We start from the raw sequence: 21,167 nt of genomic DNA on the forward strand, positions 1-21,167 counted from the left end.
ACGGATACACGGGGCAATCCCGGCCGAGGTGGCTCCCGGGCGGGGGAAAAAGATGGATGCGACGTACGTCATCAAGGAGGTCCTCTCCACGAGCAAGAGAGCTGTGCTCTATCGCGGAGTCCGCGCCGCAGACGGGCAGCCGGTCGTCCTCAAGGTCCTCGATCCGCAGCACCGCTCGCAGCACCTCACGTGGCTGAAGAACGAGTATTCGACCCAGAGCGCGCTGAATATCCCGGCCGCCGTGAGGCCGATCGCCCTCGAGACCTACGAAGGCAGGCCGGCCCTTGTCATGGAAGACTACGGCGGCGAGTCGCTCGATCGAGCGGTCGGCCCGCCGATGGACATCGCGGAGTTCCTGCGGCTCGCGATCCGGATCGTCTCGGCTGTGGCGGATATCCATCAGCGGAACGTCATCCACAAAGACATCAAGCCCGACAACATCCTCGTCCACCCCACGACGGGCGAGGTCAAGCTCATCGATTTCGGGCTCGCCTCGACGCTGCCGTGCAATTGGCAGGCGAGCGCTGGCCTCCGGCAGATCGAGGGCTCGCTGCCCTATATGTCGCCCGAGCAGACCGGACGAATGAACCGAGCGCCCGACGAGCGGAGCGACCTCTACTCGCTGGGGGTGACGTTCTGCCAGATGCTCACCGGCAAGCTGCCCTTCCAGGCCGCCGACCCCATGGAGTGGGTGCATTGCCACATCGCCCGCTCGCCCATCCCCCCCGCGGAGAGCGCGCCCTGGGTGCCGGACGTCGTCTCGGCCATTCTCATGAAGCTGCTCGCAAAGGAGGCCGAGGACAGGTATCAGAGCGCTCGCGGGCTCCGGCACGATCTGGAGAGGTGCCTCGAGCCATGGAGCTCCCGCGGCACGATCGAGCCGTTCCCCCTCGGCGAGCGGGACGTATCCGACCGCTTCCAGATCCCGCAGAAGCTCTACGGGCGCGACAGGGAGATTTCCGAGCTGCTCTGCGCCTTCGAGCGCGTTGTCCGCGATGGAGTCCCCGAGCTTTTGCTGGTCTCCGGCTACGCCGGCGTCGGTAAATCGGCGCTGGTGCGTGAGCTTGAGAAGCCCATCGTCCGCGAGCGGGGCTTCTTCGCCTCGGGGAAGTTCGAGCAATACAAGCGCGACGTCCCCTATGCCACGATCGTCGCGGCGTTCACCGGGGTCGTTGACGAGATCCTCGCCGAGAGCGAGGAGAAGATCGCCGCCTGGAAAGAGCGGCTCCTTTCAGCCCTCGGCGCGAACGGGCAGCTCATCGTGGACGTGATCCCGCCGGTCGAGCTCATCATCGGCCGGCAGCCGAACGTCCCTTCGCTGCCGCCGGCCGAGGCGCAGAGCCGGTTCAAGCGCGTGTTCCAGCGCTTCATCGGCGTCTTCGCCCGGAGGCCGCACCCGCTCGCGCTCTTTCTCGACGATCTCCAGTGGGCCGACCCGGCGAGCCTCGAGCTCCTTCAGGATTTGATGACCCGCGCCGAGGCGCGCCATCTCCTCGTTATCGGGGCATACCGTGACAACGAAGTGCCCCCCTCGCACCCGCTCACGCTGGCGCTCGACGGGGTGCGGAAGGAGGGCGCGCGTGTCGCCGACATCGTGCTCGGCCCGCTCTCCAGCGAGCACCTCAACGCGCTCATCAGCGATACCCTCCATTGCTCCCGCGAGCGCGCCGCGCCGCTCGCGCGCCTCGTCGAGGAGAAGACGGCCGGCAACCCCTTCTTCGCGATCCAGTTCCTCACCGCGCTCCACGACGAGCGCCTGATCGAGCTCGACGCGCTCGCGGAGGCGTGGCGGTGGGACATCCGGAAGATCTACGCCAAAGGCATCACCGACAACGTGATCGACCTGATGGTCGAGAAGCTCGCGCGGCTCCCTGAGCGAACCCAGAAGGCGCTGATGCAGCTCGCCTGCGTGGGGAGCACCGCGGAGGTCTCCATCCTGACCCGCATCTTCGGCCGCTCGGAGCTGGATCTGTACGAGGATCTCTCGCCGGCCGTGCGCGCCGGGCTCATCCTCCGCCTGGAGGGCGCGTACCAATTCCCCCACGACCGCGTCCAGGAGGCAGCCTATTCGCTCGTCCCCAAGGCCGAGCGCGCCGCGGCGCACCTCGAGATCGGCAGGCTGCTCCTGTCGCGGACGGCGGCGGAGGAGCTCGAGGAGAAGATCTTCGAGATCGTGAACCAGCTCGACCGCGGCGCCGCGCTGATCACGTCGCGAGAGGAGCGCGAGCGGGCGGCCGAGCTCGAGCTGATTGCCGGCAAACGCGCCAAGAGGTCGACGGCCTACGCCTCGGCGCTCAGGTACCTCGCCGCCGGCTCGGCGCTGCTGGCAGGAGACAGCTGGGACCGGCGGTACGAGCTCACCTTCGCGCTGGAGCTCAACCGGGCCGAGTGCGAGTACTTGACGGGCGCGTTCGAGGCGGCGGAAGAGCGGCTCCGTACGCTCGCGCGCAAGGCCAAGGATCTCATCGACGCGGGCGCCGTCGCTTGCGCGCAAATAATTCTCTACGCGACACAGACTCGGAATGATCGGGCGATCGACGCCGGCCTGCACTATCTCCGGCGCATCGGAATCGAGTGGCCAGCGCAGCCGACGAGGGAGGACGTACGGCACGACTATGAGTGGATGCAGGGGCAGCTCGGGAGTCGCGCGATCGAGGAGCTCCTCGACCTGCCGCCGGTGACAGACGCGCGCTGGCAGGCGACGATGGAAGTCCTCACCGCGCTCGTGAGACCGGCTTCGTTCAGCGACGAACAGCTCCTCTGCCTCGTGGCCTGTCGGATGGTCAACCTCAGCCTCGAGCATGGCCACTGCGACGGCTCGTGCCTCGCTTATGTTAATCTCGGCATGCTTCTCGGCCCGTTCTTCGGCGACTATCAGGCGGGGTTTCGCTTCGGCAAGCTCGGGCTTGATCTCTTGGAGAAACGCGGGCAGCTCCGCTTCCGCGCCACCGTTTACGCCGTCTTCGGGCTGGCCATCAATCCCTGGGCAAAACCGCTCCGCAGCGGCATCGAGTGGCTCCGGCGCGCCCTCGGCGCGGCCGTGGAGACCGGCGACCTGATGGTTGCCTGCGCCGTCTCCGAGTGTGTGGTCACGCTGCTCCTTGCCGGAGGGGAATCGCTCGATGAGACGCAACGGGAAGCCGAGCGATCGCTCGCCCTCACACGGAAGGCGAGGTTCGGGCTCTTCATCGACGTCGGCGTTGGCAAGGAGCGGCTCATCCGCAACATGCGCGGGCTTTCGCCGTCGTTCTCCTCGTTCAACGACGAGCAATTCGACGAAAACCAGTTCGAGGCGCACCTCGCCGGCGACCCGTCCCTGCTGATGGCCAAGTGCTGGTACTGGATCCGCAAGCTGGAGGCGCGGTTCCATGCCGGCGACTATGCGTCCGCCGTGGCGGCCGCTGCGGTGGCAGAGCCGATCCTATGGATAACCGGGTTCGTTCTTGAAAGGGCCGAGTACCATTTCTATCGCGCCCTGGCGCTGGCCGCCCATCATGACGAGGCTTCGCCTGACGATCGGCGGTCGTACCGCGAAGCGCTGCTCGCTCATCTTCGGCAGCTCGAAGCCTGGGCTTCGAGCTGCCCCGAGAATTTCGGGAGCCACGCGGCGCTGGTCGCCGCAGAAGAGGCGCGCCTCGGCGGCGAGGCGGAGAAGGCGGCGCACCTGTACGAGCAGGCAATCCGCTCCGCCCGTGACAACGGCTTCGTCAACAACGAGGCGATCGCCTACGAGACGGCCGCGCGCTTCTACCGCGCGCGCGGGTTCGACCAGATCGCGGATGGGTACCTGCGCGAGGCCCGCGCCCGCTACGTGCGCTGGGGGGCCGACGGCAAGGTGAGGCAGCTCGACAGGCTCTACCCAGGGCTCGTCGAGCGGAGGTCGCTCGCGCCCACCGCCACGCTCGCGGTCGGGGCCGAGCGGCTCGACGTGCTGTCGGTCGTCAAGGCGTCGCAGGCCATCTCGCGCGAGATCGTGCTCGACGACCTCTTGAGCAGGCTAGTCGAGGTCGTGATCCAGCAGGCCGGGGCGCAGAAGGGATACGTGATCCTTTGCCGAAAAGGCGGCCTCACGATCGAAGCCGAGGCCCTCCTCGACGAGAAAGAGGCGGCCTCCGTGAAGCTCCTCCGCTCGCTGCCGGCGACGCCCTCGCCGCTCTTGCCGGCCTCGATCATCAGCTATGTGTCGCGGACAAAGCGGCACGTCCTCCTCGCGAATGCCGCCGAGGCGCCGACGTTCTCTTCGGACGAGCACATCGCCCGGACCCGGCCCAAATCGGTTCTGTGCTTGCCGATCCTCAGGCAGGCTGAGCTCGTCGGTATGCTCTATCTCGAGAACAACCTCGTCACCGGCGCCTTCACGAGCGAGCACACGGAGGTGCTCGAGCTCCTCGCCGCCCAGGCGGCCATCTCGCTGGACAGCGCCCTGTGTCTTGCCGAGGAGCAGGCGGCGCGGGCGGCGGCGGAGGAGGCGGAGCGCCGTATGGCCCTCCTCGCCGAGGCCAGCGTGCTCCTCAACGGGTCGATCGATTACGAGCAGGTCCTGGGAAAGCTCGCCTCGCTGTCTGTCCGCGAGCTCGCCGACTCCTTCGTGATCGACGTCGTCGAAGAGGCCGAGGTGAAGCGGATCGCGGGGGTGAACGCCGATCCGGCCGAGCAGGTGTTCCTTGGGGAGCTCGCGAGGCTCAATCCGCTCCGGCCCGGCTCGCGGAGCCCGGCGGCCCGCGCGATCCGGACGGGAGAGCCGGTGCTCCTGCCGACGCTCACGGACGCCGAGATCCGGGCCAACTGCGCCGACGGCGAGCATGCGAGGCTCATCCGCGCGATGGGGATTCAGTCCGCGCTCTCCGTTCCGCTCATCGCCAGGGGAAAGCCGATCGGGGCGATCACGTTCGGCTCCGCCAGGCCGGGGCGCTATGGGAGCGCGGACCTCCGCCTCGCGGAGGAGCTCGCGCGCCGCGTGGCGATCGCGATCGACAACGCGCGCCTCCACCGCCAGACCGTGGAGGCGCTGCGCCTGCGCGAGGAGTTCCTGTCGGTGGCGTCCCACGAGCTGCGCACCCCGATGACGTCGCTCACGCTCGCGCTCCAGGCGATGCTGAAGGCAGGTCGCGCCGCAGGGCCCCTCGAGTCCTCGACCCTGCGGAACCGCATCGAGCTCGCCCACGCGCAGGGCCAGCGGCTGAACCGCCTCATCGACGAGCTCCTCGAGGTCTCCCAGATTGACACGAACGAGCTCCCGCTCGACCTCGCGGAGGTCGATCTCGCGGCCGTCGTCCGCGAGGTCGTCACGCGCCTCGAGCTCAACCTCGCGCGGGCCGGGTGCGCGGTGTCGATCCACGACGAGGGGCCCGCGGTGGGCTTCTGGGATCGGCCGCGGCTCGATCAGGTGGTGACCAACCTGCTCTCCAACGCGATCAAATTCGGGGCCAGCAAGCCCATCGAGATCCACATCGGTCACGACGCAGGGATCGCGCGGCTCGTCGTCAGGGATCATGGCATCGGCATTGAGACGGCCCAGACGGCGCGCATCTTCGAGCGCTTCGCGCGCGCCGTCTCCACCAGGCACTATGGTGGGCTCGGCCTGGGGCTCTACATTTCCCGCTCGATCGTCCAGGCGCATGGCGGCTCGATCCGCGTCGAGAGCCAGCTCGGGGAAGGCGCTGCGTTCACGGTCGAGCTCCCATGCGCCGGTCCGCGGAAGGACGGCTGAGCTCTTCGACGCCTGGCGAGGAGCCTCTCGACATCGCTCGCGGCCGGAGCCGCCCGATCAGGAACCGGGTGAGCGCGTACCCTGGCGGGGTCCCAGCGCCGCGCGAAGAACACCGTCTCCTCGCGCCGGGCCCCCTCGGACGACCGCCCCGAGGAAGCGCCGGCGCTCGTCGCGCCGGCCCTCCGTGGGATCACTGTATCTTGAAGTTGCAGGCCGACAGCGTGGCCGTTCCGATCGTCTGCGTCATCGCCCAGTTCGCGAGCGAGGCGACGCTGGCCTGCTCGGACCTGAACGCGTAGTTGCTCGCGAGCTGCACCTCGGTGCCGTTCTTCGGCCGGATGTACACCGAGTACCGCTTCGCCGCCACGTCGACCACCATCCGGACGGTATAGGTCGTCCCGCCGGTGTACGGGAACACCCGGAGCGCCTGGTATCTCGAGGCGTTCCGGACACGGACATTGCCTTCCTCGTCGAAGATGACGATCGCGGCGAGCTGGGTCCACTGGCTCGCGGAGCCGCTCGAGAGGCCGACCACGGCGTCGATCTTCGACGCGCTCGGCGTCACGTCCCAGGTCGCCGTGAAGGTGCCCCGCTGGGTCGAAGGCAGCTGCGAATTGAACCATTGGCCAGCGTTGACGACCGAGCACACCGGCGCCGTGGGCGTGGTCGGCGTCGTCGGCGTGGGCGTCGGTGTCGTCGGCGTGGGCGTCGGCGTCGTGGTCGTCGTCCCGAACTCGAACGCGCCGATGTCGACCGCGCCCACGGCCGTCCGCCGCTGCGCGGAGCCGACGGCCGCGAGCCCCGCCTTCGGCGGGTGGTACAGCGGCATCGCGAGCGGCGACGGGAACGTGCGCCCCGAGATCCCCGTCGTCGAGCTGACGCCCGCGTTCCGCAGCGGGCTCGTCGAGAGCAGCGTCACGTCGCGGTTGCCGATGCTCGTGAAGCCGGGATCGCTCACGATCAGCGTCCCCGTGAAGCCGGAAGGCACCGTCGTGCCCGTGGGCACGGCGTTGTTGACGCCCTTGATGAGCGGGCTGCCGGTCGTCCAGCTCGCGTCGTCACGGAAGACCTGAACGCTCCCGCCCCCGACGCGATGGAAGATGTTGTTGTGCAGCTCGATGCTCTCGATGCCATCGAACAGGTGGATCGCCGCGCTCGACCCCGCCATCAGCAGGAACGTGTTGTTCACGAACCGATACCGCCCGTTGGTGTCGCCCGTGCCGTCGCCGCCGACGCGGATCACGAACTGCGTATGCGTCTTGCGGAAGACGTTGCCGACCACATCGGAGTCCTCCCGCGCGAGCCCCGGATCCTGCCCGTCGGGGCCGATGAGCTCGAGGTCCTTGTAGAGCCCGCCCTCGATCCAGTTGTAATAGATCTCGTTCCGCTCCGCGCGGGTCTTCACCGCGTTGCCACCGATTGCATCGTGGACATAGCTGTGCTGCATCCGGAACACGGAACCCGGGTAAGCGGTCTCATCCGTTGCGATGTAGATCGGGTGCTTCGTCGTACCGGCACCGCACTTATAGACCTCCACGTATTCCACCAACAGCGTACCCGAGTCGCTGTCGGCGCCCAGGATCCCGTGCGATGGGCAATCGTGGATCACGGAGTCACGGATCGTGACATCGTGCCCGTGCTGGAAGATGCACCTCGAGGTGCCGCCCGTCACATCGAACCCCTCGAAGACGATGTGGTTCGCGTTGATCTCGATCGTGTTGGTGCCGCCCCTCAGGACGGGGCGCTTCCCGCCGACGCGAACGCCGCGGATCGTGATCTTCGAGGTGGGCGTGCCCCATTTCGTGAGCCTGATGTTGCCCGAGTACGTCGCGTTGCCGTCGACCTCCACCACGTCGCCCGGCTGCAGTCTGCTGGCTACCTCACCGATGGTCTTGTAGGTGCGCGTGGGACCGACTTGATACGTCGTGCCGGCCGCCTGCTCCTCCGCGTCCAGCTCCTCTGCGGTCACGTCCTCGTCGAGCGGCGCGCAGCCGAAGCCGACGATAGACATCGCTATCAGGGAAGCGATGACCTTACCGGCGGCAAACGACCGCGACCCAAAGCCTTGAGAAATCGAATGCATGGCTTTTTCTCCCCCGGCGTCGTCGAACCCCTGTGGTGAACAGGACCGTAACGGGCGAAAGCATCAGGGGGCAGAAGAGGAGCCTCCCGCTGCGTGCCTTCGCGCCGCGAACCATCGGTGCAGACCATTCAGCACCAGAGGGGTGGATACCGGCGCTCTCGTGAAACAACTTATTCCCGGATTAACACGACGGGTCAAGACGAAATGCTTTCGAAAACGAAACGAACACCCAATTAGGTCGCACACCTCGGCCGTTTTTCACATCACGGTTGCAAATTTTCGATGCAAAACTGCAATACACAGTCCGTCCGCTGATGTAAGGAAGGTATAGAGAAGTGGTCGCTCGCTCGCTTGAATGCAGACGAAATCCCCGGAAAATGTGGGTGAACCCCCAATGCGACAGGGTTCTCCATGTCGGTCAACGACCTTTACCTACCTTACCCCTGCATTCGCTATCTCGGCCGCGGCGCCTGTGACCCGAGGGAGGTCGCGCGCTTCCTCGGCGACACCGCTGCACCGCAAGCAAGAAAACAGCTCGCAGCCCTGCTCGATCGCTTGGCGGAGGATCCGCTATGCGCGTCGCGGCTGGCCTGCCGCGGTCGACGCGCGCGACACGGGCTCGCGGGAGATCGTGGAGAAGGACGACGGGCCGGCGTTCGACGGGGAGATCGGCGGCGTCCGCGCGGCATCGCGCTGCTCGCCGCGCGGGGGAGATGGGCGGGAATCGGCGGGCGCGCGAGCGGGCGAGCGGTCAGCGCCTCCCCTTGAAGCCCATCATCTGCTGCACCACCGCCTCGCTCTCCTCGGCGATCGCGCCCTCCTGCGCCGCGCGGTCGGCGCAGTCCTCACAGACCTTCTTCTTCTTGCTTCCGACCTTGATCGTCTTGAGCTCGTCGACCTCGTTATCGCATTCCCGGCACGTGGGCATCGCCACACCTTCCTTTCGCCGGGCCAGCATATCGCACCGATCCCGCGCGCGCCGAGATCGCGCCCCGGCGCCGCGAGCGGACCGCGCGGCTCGCCCGCCCGATGTTTGGCCCGGACGAGCCCCGCGACCTAGGCTCGCCGCGTCACGAGGACACCAAGGAGGCTCCCATGGATCGGAGGCAGGGCGCGCGCGCGCAGGTCGACTTCCCCGTCTCGGCGCTCGTCGATGGCCACCGGCACCGGTGTCGTGCGATCGATCTCTCCCCCACGGGGATGGTCGTCGAGCGCGCGCCCGCGCTGGCAGGCCGGGCGCTGCCTGCCGTGACCCCGTTCGAGCTCGACCTCGGGGTCGGGCGCCCCATCCGGCTGCGCGCCCGCCCGGTCTGGGACCGCGACAACCTGCTCGCCGTCCGCTTCGTCGTCATGAGCGACGCCGACCGGCTCACCATCGCCGAGCACCTCGACCAGCGCGCCCACCGCCGCGAACCCCTCCATTAGAGCGACGGTCTCCCGCTTCGGATACGGGCCCACCTCGACGTTTTCGGTGCTCAGCGCACCGGAGTGCGCTTGCGCGCCGAAAACGCCGATCTGGGCCCGTCTCCTGTGCGGGAGACCGCCGCTCTGCTGCGGCTCTGGATGGTGCAGAGGGGGACGGAAACCGCTGGAGATGGGGCAGACGGCCGGGGGTGAACGCCTTGAGACGGATGGGTGGGGGACGTCCCCGACACGATGCTCGCCTGCAAGGGTGAAATCGCAGGATTGCAACACCGGGAGGATGTGCCCGGGACATCTATGCGAATTTTAACTCTATTTCCGTCTTCTCGCGGTGGCATGTGAGCTGCTAATTCACGGACGAGCGTTGCTGGTGCGGCCTCTCCCCCCCTAGGCCCCGGCGACGCTTTTTTCTTTTTGTCGCTCGTTGGAGCGACGAGCGGTGGGGCACGCGCTACGTGCGTGGCTCTCGTCGTCGGCGCGCAGCGGAGATCGACGCCCGCGGAATGCTGGCGGCAGAGCGGCGAAGCTCGTCGAGCGCGTGCTCGGGCAGGCGCGGCGCGCGCGGCTCGGCGACGCCTGGCTCGGGAGGGGCGGGCGCGCGGGCGCCCAGGTACGGCCAGAGGCTCTCGCGGATGGGCGCCGGCAGGACGTTCTCCAGGTACTCGAGCGCGGTCCCGCGGAGATGGGCGTCGTCGGCGTGGAGCGCCCTGTAGGCGATCTCGAGCGGCTCGCGCTCGAGACAGAGCGAGAGGACACGGAACACGTGCTCCAGGCTGCGGCTCGTCCGCTCGACGAGCAATCGCTCGGCCAGCGGCGCCTCGACCGAGGGCGCGACGTTGGGGGGCTGGGCGTCCCACACCCGGCGACCGATCGCGATCTCCCGCATCGCCGCCTCGATCACGTCGTCGTGCCGCAGGTGGATCGGCGCGCGCTGCTGGAGGAGCCGCGCGAGCGCGACGCCGCACTGGAAACGCACCTCGAAGCGCTCGTCGGCGAGGCCCAGGATCAGGCCGTCGGCGGCGCGCTGGGTGGGACAGGCCTGGAGCACCCGCGGGATGCGGCGCCGGAGGGCGACGCTCACGGACGGATCGAGGAGCGCGTCGACGAGCTGGCCGGTCGCGCGGGGGGCGACGGCGCGGAGCGCCCGGATCGCCTCGGAGGTGAGCCCCTCGCGCTCGAGGAGGGGGAGGAGGTGCGGCACGAGCGCAGGGTCCGGCTCCCGGACGAGCGCCCGGCGGATCCGCTCGGGATCGCCGGAGCGCAGGTCGGCCGTGGCGGCGAGCACCGGATCGGACGCCAGCGCGGCCGACGCGGCGCGCGCGGACAGCGGCCCGTCGACGCCCCTGCGATCACCCGCCGGAGGCCGCGGCGAGTCCCCGGGGGCGGGGCCGGAGAGCGACGCGCGGCCGGAGAGCGGCGAGCGGCCGGAGAGCGGCGGGCCGGGGTGCGACGTGCGCTCGCCGTCGGCGGAGGCGCGCCCGGCGTCGTGCCGCGCCGCCGCGGCGTTCCGGAGCGCGGCGAGCTCGACGAGCACCCTGTCGCGGCTGAGCGCGTCGACGGTGCCGCTCAGGGTGCGGCGGGTGGTCGCGTCGACGACGTTCGTCGGGTCGAGCGAGACGGCGCCGGAGCGCAGGCTGCCCTCGAGCGCGGCGACGTAACCCCGGTGCAGCCGAGGCGTGAAGAGCAGCGTGACGCCCGCGGCCGCCGCGCCGAGGCCGAGCAGCAGCGGGAGCGACCCGCCCGGGGCGAGCACGAGGAGGGCCATCGCGAGGCCGCTGCCCGCCGCGGTGCCGATGCGGTCGAAGCCGACGTCGATGAGCGTCTTGATCGACCGCTTCTGGTCCGGGGGCAGGGGCGTGTAGAGCAGCTCGTAGCCCGACCGGAACAGCGAGTTCCGGAGCACCGCCTCGGTCGCGCGGACGATGGAGGCGGCCCAGAGCCGCGGCGCGACCACGAGGGAGAGGGTGCTCGCGACGACCGCGGCCGGGAGGATGCCGATGGTGGCGGCGAGCCCGAGCCGGTCGAGCGAGAAGGTGGCGGCGAGCGACTGCACGAGGAACGAGAGCACGCTCACCGAGAGGTGGAAGAGCGCGAAGAACGAGAGCAGCGCGTTGCGGTCGGTCATCGCGGCGGCCGCCTCGGCGCTGAGGGCCACGTCGAACAGCGCGCCGCTCACGGCGCCGAGCCCGACGAGCAGGCCGAGGTCGCGCAGGTGGCTGTTGTCGCGCAGCGCGGCGAGCCCCGCCCCGCCGGCGCCAACCTGGGTGCGCCCCGCCTCAACCTCGGTGCGCCCCGCCTCAACCTCGGTGCGCCCCGCCTCAACCTCGGTGCGCCCCGCCTCAACCTCGGTGCGCCCCGCCTCAACCTGGGTGCGCCCCGCCTCAACCTGGGTGCGCCCCGCCTCAACCTGGGTGCGCCCCGCCTCAACCTGGGTGCGCCCCGCCTCAACCTGGGTGCGCCCCGCCTCAACCTCGGTGCGCCCCGCCCCGCCGGTGGCGGCGGCCGCGCGCGCGAGGCTGGCGCCCAGGTGGTGGGTGGCCCAGGCGGTGAGCACGCTCACCGCGGAGAGGGCCAGGAGCATCGTCGGGGCGTCGATGAGGCGGCTGGCGCGCCAGGCGAACAGGCCGCCGATCACGCCGCCGACGGTCCCGCCGCCCGCGATGCGCCCGATGGACTGGCGAGCGGTGTGGGGGTCGAAGCGCTCGTTGACGAGCGACCAGAAGGCGGAGATGAGCGTCGCGCCGAAGACGGCGATGTGCAGGTAGAAGACGAGGGCGGCGGCGCCGGGCGCGCGCCGGGCGAGGGCCCACTCCAGGGCGAGGAGCACGGAGCTCGCAGCGAACGTGGCCGGGACGACGCGCGCGGGGGAGAGCTGGAGGAGCGCGCGCGAGAGCAGGACGACGGCGCCGAACGACAGGGCCGCGCCGGCGGCCATGACCTTGGGGACGTCGGCCGCGCCGAAGCTGGCGAGGAAGAGGGCGTCCCGGGTCGCCCGGCCGGCGACCTGCTGGGCGATCATCGCGCCCGAGGCGATGGCCGCGAGGAGGACGGGCCTGTCGCTCGCGCTGTCCTCTCCCACCTGCGCCCTGGGCATCCTAGGCGGGTTCGGCGGCGAGCACGCGGGCGTCGGTGACGATGGTCCCGAGCGGGACGTCGCCCGGGGTCGCCGGCACCTCGGCGACGAGCTGGAAGTCGAACACGACGCCCACCGCATGCGCCGGGGGGCAGAAGCGCGGCAGGGTGCTGTCGTAGTAGCCGGCGCCGTAGCCGATCCGGTGCCCTCGGGCGTCGATCTGCAGGGCGGGCACGACGATGACGTCGAGCGCGGCGGCCTCCTCGTCGGTCGCGTCGGGCTCGCGGAAGCCGAGGCCGCGCTCCTCCATGGCCTCGGGGTCCTCGACGAAGCGGAAGGTCATGGCGCGCGACTCGGGGTCGATGGAGGGGTACGCGACCCGGGCGCCGCGGGCGCGCAGCAGCGGATCGAGCTCCCTGAGGTCGACCTCGTTGCGCCCCTCGATCGGGTAGAAGAGCGCGACCCGCCGGGCCGCGGCGAGGGCCGGCAGCTCCGCGAGCGCGCGCTGGATCCGGCGCGATCGCTCGAGGATGGCGTCGAGGGGGATGGAGCTGCGGACGGCCCGAGCGCGCTTCCGCAGCTCGGCTTTGGCGCGGTAGCGCAGGGCGGCCTCGGCGTCGGGGTCCATGGCTCGGTGGTTCCTCCGGCGCGCATCCTAGAGAGCCGCCCCGGGCCGGGGAACCGCCATGTGCGAAATCGGCGTGAGGTGGCGCAGTTGGCCCCAGATGTGGCGCTCTTGCACGGAGGGCGGGGCAGCGGCCGCGCTGCGAGCGCGGGGGAGCGGGACAGACGGGGGGCCCGAGGCGCGGCGCGGAGCGGGCGGAGAGAGGGGAGGGAGCGCCGGACGAGCGAGGGGACCGCGCGAGAGCGCGGGAGGGACCGCGCGGAAAGCGCAGTTGGCGAGCGGTTCGCCAGGGGGAGCCCACGGACGAGCCCGGTGGCACCGTTCGTGCTGCTGGCGGCGGCTGCGCGGATGGCGGCGACCGCCGCTGCCGCGCGGTCCGCACAGGCGGCTGGTAGCGCCCTGATCGCGGAGAGACGATACCGGAGCTGTGCGATCGCGAGGGCAGGAGCCCCCGACGCCGGAGGAAGCGATGTTCTGGGAGGATTTCAAGAAGTTCGCGGTTCGTGGCAATGTCGTCGACATGGCCGTGGGCGTCGTGATCGGCGCGGCGTTCGGCAACATCGTCAAGACGCTGGTGGATCACCTGATCATGCCGCCGATAGGCCTCCTGACGGGCGGCATCGATTTCAGCCGGCACTACATCGTCCTGAAGTCGCCGAGCGGGCCCGGTCCGTACGCGACCCCCGAGGAGATGGTGAAGGCCGGCGCGGTCCTCCTCCAGTACGGGGTCGTCATCAACAGCCTGGTGAGCTTCTTCATCGTCGCTCTCAGCGTCTTCCTCCTGGTGCGGCTCATGGGGAAGCTTCACAGACAGCACGCGGAGGAGGTGACGACGAAGGAGTGCCCCGAGTGCGCGATGAGCATCCCCATCAAGGCGGTGCGCTGCGGGCACTGCACGGCGGCGCTGAAGGGCGCGTAACGCGAAACGGAGAGGTCACCGCGTGGGCGGCGCAGCTGGCGCGGCTCGCCGGCGAGCGGGCTCTCCGTCGAGGCAGGGCGCGTCGACGCCGGGTTCGTTCGGAGGGGCGCGCGGCCGCGGATGGCCGCGCTCTGGCTCAATGGTTCTCGACGGGCACGCCGGCCTCGAGCACGGCCTTCTTCAGCGTCAGAATTTCCTGCTGAGCGTCGGTGAGCTCCATCGAGTGAAAGCCGGAAGGGGCGGTCGAGCCCATGTGGATCGGGGCGACCGCCGTCTCCAGGATCGGGATACCATCGAGCCTGCGCTGGTCGGTGCGTGGCCTGGTCTCGCTGAGCACGGAGAGCAGGCTTGGAGACGCGGTGACCCGAGGGCTCAGCGCGTTCACGCGATCGGGCGCGAACAGCTCGAGCGCGGTGCGCGCGATGCACGTATGGTCGAGTGTTCCGTGGAAGGGCACGCCGCGCGGAGCCCACGGCGAGACGACGAGGGCCGGCACGCGAGCGCCGAGCGTATCGAACGGCGCCGCCTCGTTCGCGGGCGACGGCGGCGGGCGCACGTGGTCGTAGAACCCGCCATGCTCGTCGTAGGTCACGACCAGCGCCACGTGCGGCCAGGACGGGCTCGCGATCAGGTGGTTGTAGATGCGCGCGATCAGGTTCTGACCGCGCGCCACGTCGGCCGGGGGATGGTCGTCATTCGCCCAGTTCAGCAGCGCGTCCACGTCGACCAGCGTGAAGTTCGGGTCGATCCACGAGACGCTGGGCAGCGTGCCTTCACGGCAGGCCCTGTAGAACGAGGATATCTTCGCGATCGGCAGCCCGCGGTGGCCCTTGTATTTCTCGACGGTGCGCAAGAACGCGATGTCGTGCGAGTAGTAGCGCCACGAGTCGGCAGGCAACAAGTCGAGGAACGTCGCGTGGTCGATCCATTGCAGGTTGCCCGTGCGCCCGCCGCTGGTCCCGCAGAGCGCGAAGAACCGGTTCGGCCACGTCGGGCCCGCGAACGAAGCGAACCACCGGTCGCAAACGACGTACTGTCGCGCCAGGCTATCGTACGTCAGCAGATCGCGCTGGTCGTACCAGCTCATGATCTCGGCGACGTGGCTGTTCGTGCTGTAGCCTTTCACGAAGCCGTCCATCGCGCCGCCGTTGATCTGCCGCACGACCTCCTTCCGGTGGTGATGCGGGCGGATCCGGACTCTCGTGCTCTCGAGATGATATCCAGTGATCGGCGTGCCGTTATCGTCCGAGTTCGTCGCGCCGATCACCCCATCGACGTCCATGCCCGTGCCGCGCAGGTAACCCAGCATGTGATCGAAGGAGCGGTTCTCGAGCATCACGATGACCAGATGACGAATGTCTGCCATGTTCCACCGCTCGCTTTCCCATGCGGCTCAGCGCTGTGCCGGCCGACGCGGCCCGCAGGGCCAGTTTCACTATCGTGAATTCATCTACCGAGATCTGCCAGCGGAGAAGGAGATCCAAAGTTCCCGAAGACGTCAAGCCCCGGCTGCGGGGACCTGACCCGGGTTGACTGAATATTTTCCATGCGCTCCGACGTCCCCTGAAAAGCGGTGCCAATTCACAAACTTGTCCATGCGCCGAGGGGGCCCGCGCTCACGCCGCAGGCCACGGGAGGCATCTTCGGTGCGCGGGTAAGTTGCTCCTCTGCTGCCGGTTGGCGCTCCAGGGCGCCTGTGCGAGAGGTGCCTCATGACCTTGCGCTCGCTCCGCGCCCTCGCGCCCCTGCTCGTCGCCGCGTGCACCGTCAGGGCGCCGCCGCCCGCCGCGCCGGCTCCCCTTCCCTCGCCCTCCGCCGCGCCGGGCCAGAGCGCGGCCGCGGCGCCGGGCCAGAGCGCGGCCGCCGCGGCGCCGGGCCAGAGCGCGGCCGCCGCGGCGCGGCGACTGCCGGCGTGGGTCGAGCGCAGCAACGAGCATGCGAAGATTCTCCTCGACGTGCTCGCCAGGTTCTCGCCGGAGCGCGCCAGCGCGCTGGGGGTCGAGCGCGCCGACCAGGAGGTCTCCGATCTGTCGCCCGGCGTCGAGGCCCGACTGCGCGCGGCGTACCGCGAGGCCATCGCGGAGCTGGAGAAGCGCCGAGCGGCCGAGAAGGATCCGGCGGTCGCCGAGGATCTTCAGATCTTGCTGGACGCCGCGGACCGGGCCGTCCGCGGGTCCGAGCTCGAGGAGAGAACCCGGGTCACCTACGTGCACGCCACGGGGCTCGTGTTCGAGGGCATCTCGACCCTGCTCGACGACCGCATCCCGCCGCCGCGCCGAGCCACGGCCCTCGCGCGGCTCCGGCGGTACGCCGGGCTGGAGGCGGGCCACGCGCCCATCGCCGAGCAGGCGAGGAAGAGGCTCGACCAGGAGCTCGGGAAGCCCGGCTTGCTGGCGCCCTCCAGGATGGAGATCGAGCGGCACCTCGCCACCAACGCCCGCGTGCGGGAGGGACTCGGTGAGCTCTTCCGGAAATACGGCATCAGCGGCCACGAAGAGCCGCTGGCTGCGCTGAATCGTCAGCTCGAGGCGTACGACGCGGCGCTGCGCAAGGACGTCCTCCCGAAGGCGCGGACCGACTTCGCGCTGCCGCCGCCGCTCTACGCGTACATGCTCGAGCTGCATGGCGTCGACATCCCGCCCGCCGAGCTCGCTCGGCTGGCCCACGCCGCCTTCGACGATCTGAAGGCGCAGATGCAGAAGCTCTCGCTGCCCATCGCGAAAGCACGCAACTTGCCGAGCGCGGACTACCGGGACGTGATCCGCGCCCTGAAGAAAGAGCAGCTCGTGGGCGAGGCGATCTTGCCGCATTACAAGGAGCGGCTCGCCCAGATCGAAGAGATCATCCGGAAGGAGCGCCTCGTCACGCTGCCGGAGCGGCCGGCGCGCATCCGGCTCGGCACCGCCGCCGAGAGCGCCGAGATGCCGGCGCCGCGCATGCGGCCGCCGCGGCTGCTCGACAACCAGGGAGAAGCGGGGGAGTTCGTGCTTCCGCTCAGCCTGCCTGGGCCCTCCGACCAGCTGCGGAGGATCGACGATTTCACCTATGCCGCGGCGTCATGGACGCTCACCGCCCACGAGGCGCGCCCCGGGCACGAGCTCCAGTTCGCCGCGCTCGTCGAGCGGGGCGTCTCGCTCGCCCGGGCCGTCTTCGCGGAGAACAGCGCCAACATGGAGGGGTGGGCGCTTTACTCGGAGGCCATCCTGCTCCCGTTCATGCCGCCCGAGGGCCAGCTCGTCTCCCTGCAACACCGCCTGGTCCGGGCCGCCCGCGGCTTCCTGGACTCGGAGCTCCAGGCGGGCAAGATCACGCCGGCCGCCGCGCGGACCTTCCTGGAGAAAGAGGTGGTCCTCTCGCCGCCCCTCGCGCAATCCGAGGTGGAGCGTTACACCTTCCGCGCACCGGGGCAGGCGACCTCGTATTTCTACGGGTTCGCCCGGCTGATGGAGCTGCGGCGAGAGACCGAGTCCATGATGGGCCCGCGCTTCGACGCGCAGCGATTCCACGACTTCGTGCTCGCCCAGGGCATCCTGCCGCCGAAGCTGCTTCGCAAGGCGGTCATCGATGGCTTCGTGCCGGCACAGCCGTCGCCCTGAGCGGCGGAGGGCCCGCGGCGCGCTCGTCACACCGGATCTCACGCAGCCACGGGTGCGCCTCCGCCACGCGGTGCTCGTCGACCTGCCTCGGCGCGTGCGGCTGCGGGGCCCGGGTACCGGTACACCGACCGGTGCGTCTACTCCCAAATCGCGTGGGCCTCGCGCCGTCCGTCGCACCCATTCGGCACGGCGCACGCCTCCGGCACGTACCAGTAGCTATCTCGAGACGTGGTGACCTGGATCCAGCCTTGTGCAGCGAGCCGGCTCGTCGGGTCGCGCTCCAAGAGCGACTGTTGCCACTCACATTATGCCCCAACAATCTCTTTCGGCAAACGACCCATCAATATAGAATCCAGCGCGCTATAGATACTGTCACCAAGCAGCTGAACCCTGTCACCCAGGAGGTAGACCCGACCGGATCCAGCAATCGCAAGAAACGCTTGACCATCGAATGCCTCACCCAGAGGGAAGAGATCGCTACCGACTTGATCTCGGAAGTAGGCGAACCGGCCCTCTTCGCCGCTCACCAGTTCCGGATCCAAATCGAAGCTTCCCCGGGCGCATTCAAAACCTGGACCTTGGCAGTCCACACGAAGGCCGCCGAATTCGTGCAGCGCTCTTTCAGCCGCCAGCGACATCTGAAACCCATTCGGCCTCTCCAGAATCTTTCGCCATTCCGCAACACACCGCGGATTCTGGCGACCTTTATACCATCCAGCGGCCACCAGTTGCGCCTCAGACTCATCAGACCATCCCAGCGACACGAACACACCATCCCCAATTTTCCCGATTCAATTCCATATACATTCCAAATAATTACGCAACTCGAACATGGCAAACTTACAGTACCATGATTATAGTTTCCCCTCTGTGCCAACGTCGGGTGAGACAGACTTCCCTTGGAAATCTGTGGTGATAGGGCGGAGAATGAACCTGACCCGTGCCGAAGCCTGATGCCCGTCGCCGTAACGCGACCGCCTTGACATCGACTGGTTGGGGGCCGGTGCCGGAACGCGCCTCTCAGCGCGATCCCCTCATAGGTTACTCGTCTGGCCTATCCCAAACCCGTCAGCAACTTCCGTTCCATCCCTCGCCACAAAGCTCCTTCAACGCAGCGCAGCGCCTCCTCGCGACTAGGCTCTTCCTCGACGAGCCTCATGATGTGCCACACCAGAGGGAGGACACGTGCTCCGGCGTGCTCATCGAAACCCGGCTGAGCTCCGCTTGCATTGAATACGACCTTGGCGGAAACCTCGAGAAGATCTACCATCGCACACTCGATTGGCGACCCTTCGCTCTCAAGATTCAGGCGGACCCGCCTGAGCTCGCGGAACAGGCTCTCCGCCACACCCCACGCATTCCTGTCGCGGCATATTGCCACGATCCTCTGCCCAAACCCCAAGAAGTCGTACCGGGTCGCACCAAGGACCGCCTCGAGAATTCCTCCGATCCACGTTGGACGCATCTCGTTCACAACCGAGCGAAACAGCTCGGCACCGAGGAGCAGCTCCTTGCCTTCTTCTATAGGAATCATCCACATCTACCACGACTCTCATTCTCATCAAGCGGCCCACTCCGCGGCATCACCCGTCTAGCGAGCGCCTCAGCCCAGCGGCCCCTGGTTGGCCAGTGCCCCTAAAGCCTTCTGTGCTTCGGCGCGGAGCAGCTTCCACGCCTCCGTCACCATGAATTCCTCCAGCGGAGGAAGCACCTGAGGGGTTTCTTCGGCGATGGCATCAATAACCTTGGAGAACTCCCCAAGCGCGCGAAGCTCATCCACCGAGAATAGAGAGTCAAACTCGGCGTTGCCTGGCTTGTACCAATCGTCCCATTGATTGAACAGCTCCTCCGTCACGTTCACAGAAGGAACCCGCGCCTGGTAGACACGCTGCAGCTGCAAGCTCGACAGCAGCATCAACACCTCACAAACACGTTCTCGCATACCATTTCCATAACCTGCTCAACCATCGAATGCGCTTCCATGATGCGGTACCCTCACCGGAGCCCGACCCCCTGCCGGGTTAGGGAGCGGATTTCGAAAGCGCGTCTACCCGCTCCTCTTCACCGAGCAATCTAAGAACATCTCGAGCGGCCTCTCTTTCACGGTGTATGGCTTCGTCGATGAGAATCCATAGCCCCTCCCGTGCCGCGCGATGGCATCGCTCAACAATGTCACCCGGAGTGAAGCTCGAGGATGATGCGTACCCCCCGAGTATCTGAAACAGAAGATCAAGCACCGCTATCCTCACGAATCGTGGGCGCGGATCTACTAGACAGGCAACCAGCACGGACGTACACGCCTCCGCGATCTCATACAACTCGCCCTGAACGACCACGTGATTCTCTATCCCCCAGTAAGCCTTCGTAGACTCCTCAGGGCCCTTTGCGTTCAGTAGGCCGAGCAACGCATCTCTCACCCTTTCTCCGGTCCCCTCCGCCTCATGAACGCTAGCCCAGTCAATGGACCCAATGAGACGCTCCGCGACGTTCATATTTTTCATTTGGAACCCGACGTACCGCCAGGAGCTCTCAGCGTCCCCGGAACGAATCTCTCAGACGGAAACTTTTGTTGACACAGAATACACACAGGGATCTCGGTCCACTCTAGCTTCCCTGTCGCTTGATTCCTTCGCCAGCCATTCACCTCGGTCATTGTTCGCCCTGGGAGCTTCCGGTCGGCATCAACCTCCGCATGAACACGTGGACCAGATCGTCCTACCTCCACTTTCCCGTCACGTGCAATTCCTACGTATGCGGCGCTGCTTCGATCAGGTCTTCCATCTGGGAGTCGCCCAGCCGCATCGCGAGCGGCACGCGCCTGGTCGATCCCTGCAGCTTCTTTAGATGGTGCTGCCTGCTTCACAGGCGCCTTCGCCGCCTCCGCTCCCTGCGGCGGCTTCGCCGCCGGCGCCGACTGCGGGCCTTTCGCCGGCTGCGCGGCCGGCGGCGGCTGCGCGGGCGCTGCTGCTGGCTGCGCTGGCGGCCGAGCAGTCTGCTGCTGCTGCATGACGAACCTGAACAGCAGCCGGCGCATGCCGTCCCCGATACCGCGAGACGTGCGACCCGCCGCCGCAGCGCCAGCGTTCATCCGCTGCAGCATCTGCTCCTGATGGAACTTTTGCCCCGCCGGCCCGTTGAAGCAGCTCGGGTGCCGGCAACCATTGGCCCCGGGAGGGAAGTTCCGGTGCGCCCCTTGCGCGCTCCTCCCGTCCGGGTCGACCAGGTTCACCGGGTTGTTCAGCGTGTAGCTGTACAGCCCGAGGTTCCCCGGGTTGAACACCCCTCCGCTCGCCCCTCCCTCCATGTACTCGTCCAGGATCGGATCCGGGCTCAGCCACACACTGCTCCGCGGGTCGTAGTACCGCGCCCCGAAGTAGTAGAGCCCCGTCGCCTGGTCGAGCTCCTTCCCCGTGAACACGTACGCTCGCCTCAGCTCGTACGGCGAGTCCGACGCGTCGATCCACAGCTCCCCGCTCGGGAAGTACTCGTCCCGCTGCGTCAGCATCTGCTCGTTGTTCGACGCGAAGCTCGTGCTGCCCAGGTGGTCCGGGTGGTAGTACAGCGTCGGCGGGCCCCGGAACCAGTCCGGATCCATCTTGCTCGCTATCCGCGTCTGCCCCGCATAGATGTGCTTCGTCACGAACCGCCCGTCCCGCAGCGTCAGGTGCTGGTCGTGGTATGCCGTCTCCTCCTCGCCGCTCACGTGGTGCAGGTGCACCCGCCGCTCGCCGCCTCCACA

Annotated in this window: 14 protein-coding genes; 4 read left to right on the forward strand and 10 right to left on the reverse strand. The window is 68.3% G+C overall.

The features are described from left to right. The first annotated feature begins 52 nt into the window (after nt 1-52). Nucleotides 53-5,710, forward strand: coding sequence for an AAA family ATPase (locus tag WME73_RS38575; protein WP_437912831.1), 5,658 nt, complete (start codon nt 53-55; stop codon nt 5,708-5,710). A gap of 190 nt (nt 5,711-5,900) precedes the next feature. On the opposite strand, the gene WME73_RS38580 is transcribed toward WME73_RS38575, so the two are convergent. Together WME73_RS38580 and WME73_RS38585 are read right to left on the reverse strand one after the other, a co-directional pair. Continuing rightward, nucleotides 5,901-7,721 carry a hypothetical protein gene (locus tag WME73_RS38580; RefSeq protein ID WP_437912832.1) on the reverse strand — a complete coding sequence of 607 codons (1,821 nt, stop codon included), beginning with the start codon at nt 7,719-7,721 and terminating at the stop codon, nt 5,901-5,903. 823 nt (nt 7,722-8,544) lie between these two features. Beyond that, the gene (locus WME73_RS38585; RefSeq protein ID WP_157907138.1) at nt 8,545-8,721 is read right to left on the reverse strand and encodes a hypothetical protein; all 177 of its coding nucleotides are present in this window, start codon (nt 8,719-8,721) and stop codon (nt 8,545-8,547) included. Nucleotides 8,722-8,888: 167 nt separating this feature from the next. Here WME73_RS38585 and WME73_RS38590 point away from each other — a divergent pair, with 167 nt between their 5' ends. Continuing rightward, a complete protein-coding gene (locus tag WME73_RS38590; protein ID WP_272104316.1) occupies nt 8,889-9,218 on the forward strand; it encodes a PilZ domain-containing protein in 330 nt (109 codons plus the stop codon). A gap of 448 nt (nt 9,219-9,666) precedes the next feature. On the opposite strand, the gene WME73_RS38595 is transcribed toward WME73_RS38590, so the two are convergent. Together WME73_RS38595 and WME73_RS38600 are read right to left on the reverse strand one after the other, a co-directional pair. Beyond that, the gene (locus WME73_RS38595; RefSeq protein ID WP_437912834.1) at nt 9,667-12,294 is read right to left on the reverse strand and encodes a hypothetical protein; all 2,628 of its coding nucleotides are present in this window, start codon (nt 12,292-12,294) and stop codon (nt 9,667-9,669) included. Nucleotides 12,295-12,310: 16 nt separating this feature from the next. Beyond that, the gene (locus WME73_RS38600; RefSeq protein WP_437710847.1) at nt 12,311-12,916 is read right to left on the reverse strand and encodes a 5-formyltetrahydrofolate cyclo-ligase; all 606 of its coding nucleotides are present in this window, start codon (nt 12,914-12,916) and stop codon (nt 12,311-12,313) included. Nucleotides 12,917-13,382: 466 nt separating this feature from the next. Between WME73_RS38600 and mscL the strand changes: the two genes are divergently transcribed. After that, on the forward strand, nt 13,383-13,832 hold the full coding sequence (gene mscL, locus WME73_RS38605; RefSeq protein ID WP_437912836.1) for a large conductance mechanosensitive channel protein MscL: 450 nt from the start codon (nt 13,383-13,385) through the stop codon (nt 13,830-13,832). Nucleotides 13,833-13,968: 136 nt separating this feature from the next. On the opposite strand, the gene WME73_RS38610 is transcribed toward mscL, so the two are convergent. Then, entirely contained in the window at nt 13,969-15,198 is a 1,230-nt protein-coding gene (locus WME73_RS38610) for a phospholipase C (RefSeq protein WP_437741278.1), read from the reverse strand. Between the two features lie 346 nt (nt 15,199-15,544). On the opposite strand from WME73_RS38610, the gene WME73_RS38615 reads away from it, so the two are divergent. Further along, nucleotides 15,545-17,428 carry a DUF885 domain-containing protein gene (locus WME73_RS38615; protein WP_437912837.1) on the forward strand — a complete coding sequence of 628 codons (1,884 nt, stop codon included), beginning with the start codon at nt 15,545-15,547 and terminating at the stop codon, nt 17,426-17,428. A 305-nt stretch (nt 17,429-17,733) separates the two neighbouring features. Here WME73_RS38615 and WME73_RS38620 read toward each other — a convergent pair whose 3' ends face one another. The 5 genes from WME73_RS38620 to WME73_RS38640 form a co-directional block, all read right to left on the reverse strand. After that, entirely contained in the window at nt 17,734-18,198 is a 465-nt protein-coding gene (locus WME73_RS38620) for an SUKH-3 domain-containing protein (RefSeq protein ID WP_437912838.1), read from the reverse strand. A gap of 284 nt (nt 18,199-18,482) precedes the next feature. Further along, a complete protein-coding gene (locus WME73_RS38625; RefSeq protein WP_437912839.1) occupies nt 18,483-18,968 on the reverse strand; it encodes a hypothetical protein in 486 nt (161 codons plus the stop codon). Between the two features lie 63 nt (nt 18,969-19,031). Further along, nucleotides 19,032-19,370, reverse strand: a complete 339-nt coding sequence (locus tag WME73_RS38630) for a hypothetical protein (protein WP_437912840.1) — start codon at nt 19,368-19,370, stop codon at nt 19,032-19,034. A 79-nt stretch (nt 19,371-19,449) separates the two neighbouring features. Further along, nucleotides 19,450-19,929 carry a hypothetical protein gene (locus WME73_RS38635; protein WP_437912841.1) on the reverse strand — a complete coding sequence of 160 codons (480 nt, stop codon included), beginning with the start codon at nt 19,927-19,929 and terminating at the stop codon, nt 19,450-19,452. Continuing rightward, complete coding sequence (locus WME73_RS38640; RefSeq protein ID WP_437912842.1) at nt 19,926-21,131, reverse strand: RHS repeat domain-containing protein; 1,206 nt, start codon at nt 21,129-21,131, stop codon at nt 19,926-19,928. The genes WME73_RS38635 and WME73_RS38640 overlap by 4 nt, the downstream gene beginning before the upstream one ends. Between the last annotated feature and the right edge of the window lie 36 nt (nt 21,132-21,167).

The organism is Sorangium sp. So ce302, from assembly GCF_051530145.1.
In the GTDB taxonomy this organism is placed as follows: domain Bacteria; phylum Myxococcota_A; class Polyangia; order Polyangiales; family Polyangiaceae; genus Sorangium; species Sorangium cellulosum_B.

Bases quoted from the DNA above. Each gene is read 5' to 3' on its own strand.
- WME73_RS38575 (WP_437912831.1), top strand. From the start codon at position 53: ATGGATGCGACGTACGTCATCAAGGAGGTCCTCTCCACGAGCAAGAGA.
- WME73_RS38580 (WP_437912832.1), bottom strand. From the start codon at position 7,721: ATGTCTATCGTCGGCTTCGGCTGCGCGCCGCTCGACGAGGACGTGACC.
- WME73_RS38585 (WP_157907138.1), bottom strand. From the start codon at position 8,721: ATGCCCACGTGCCGGGAATGCGATAACGAGGTCGACGAGCTCAAGACG.
- WME73_RS38590 (WP_272104316.1), top strand. From the start codon at position 8,889: ATGGATCGGAGGCAGGGCGCGCGCGCGCAGGTCGACTTCCCCGTCTCG.
- WME73_RS38600 (WP_437710847.1), bottom strand. From the start codon at position 12,916: ATGGACCCCGACGCCGAGGCCGCCCTGCGCTACCGCGCCAAAGCCGAG.
- mscL (WP_437912836.1), top strand. From the start codon at position 13,383: ATGTTCTGGGAGGATTTCAAGAAGTTCGCGGTTCGTGGCAATGTCGTC.
- WME73_RS38610 (WP_437741278.1), bottom strand. From the start codon at position 15,198: ATGGCAGACATTCGTCATCTGGTCATCGTGATGCTCGAGAACCGCTCC.
- WME73_RS38615 (WP_437912837.1), top strand. From the start codon at position 15,545: ATGACCTTGCGCTCGCTCCGCGCCCTCGCGCCCCTGCTCGTCGCCGCG.
- WME73_RS38625 (WP_437912839.1), bottom strand. From the start codon at position 18,968: ATGTGGATGATTCCTATAGAAGAAGGCAAGGAGCTGCTCCTCGGTGCC.
- WME73_RS38630 (WP_437912840.1), bottom strand. From the start codon at position 19,370: ATGCGAGAACGTGTTTGTGAGGTGTTGATGCTGCTGTCGAGCTTGCAG.
- WME73_RS38635 (WP_437912841.1), bottom strand. From the start codon at position 19,929: ATGAAAAATATGAACGTCGCGGAGCGTCTCATTGGGTCCATTGACTGG.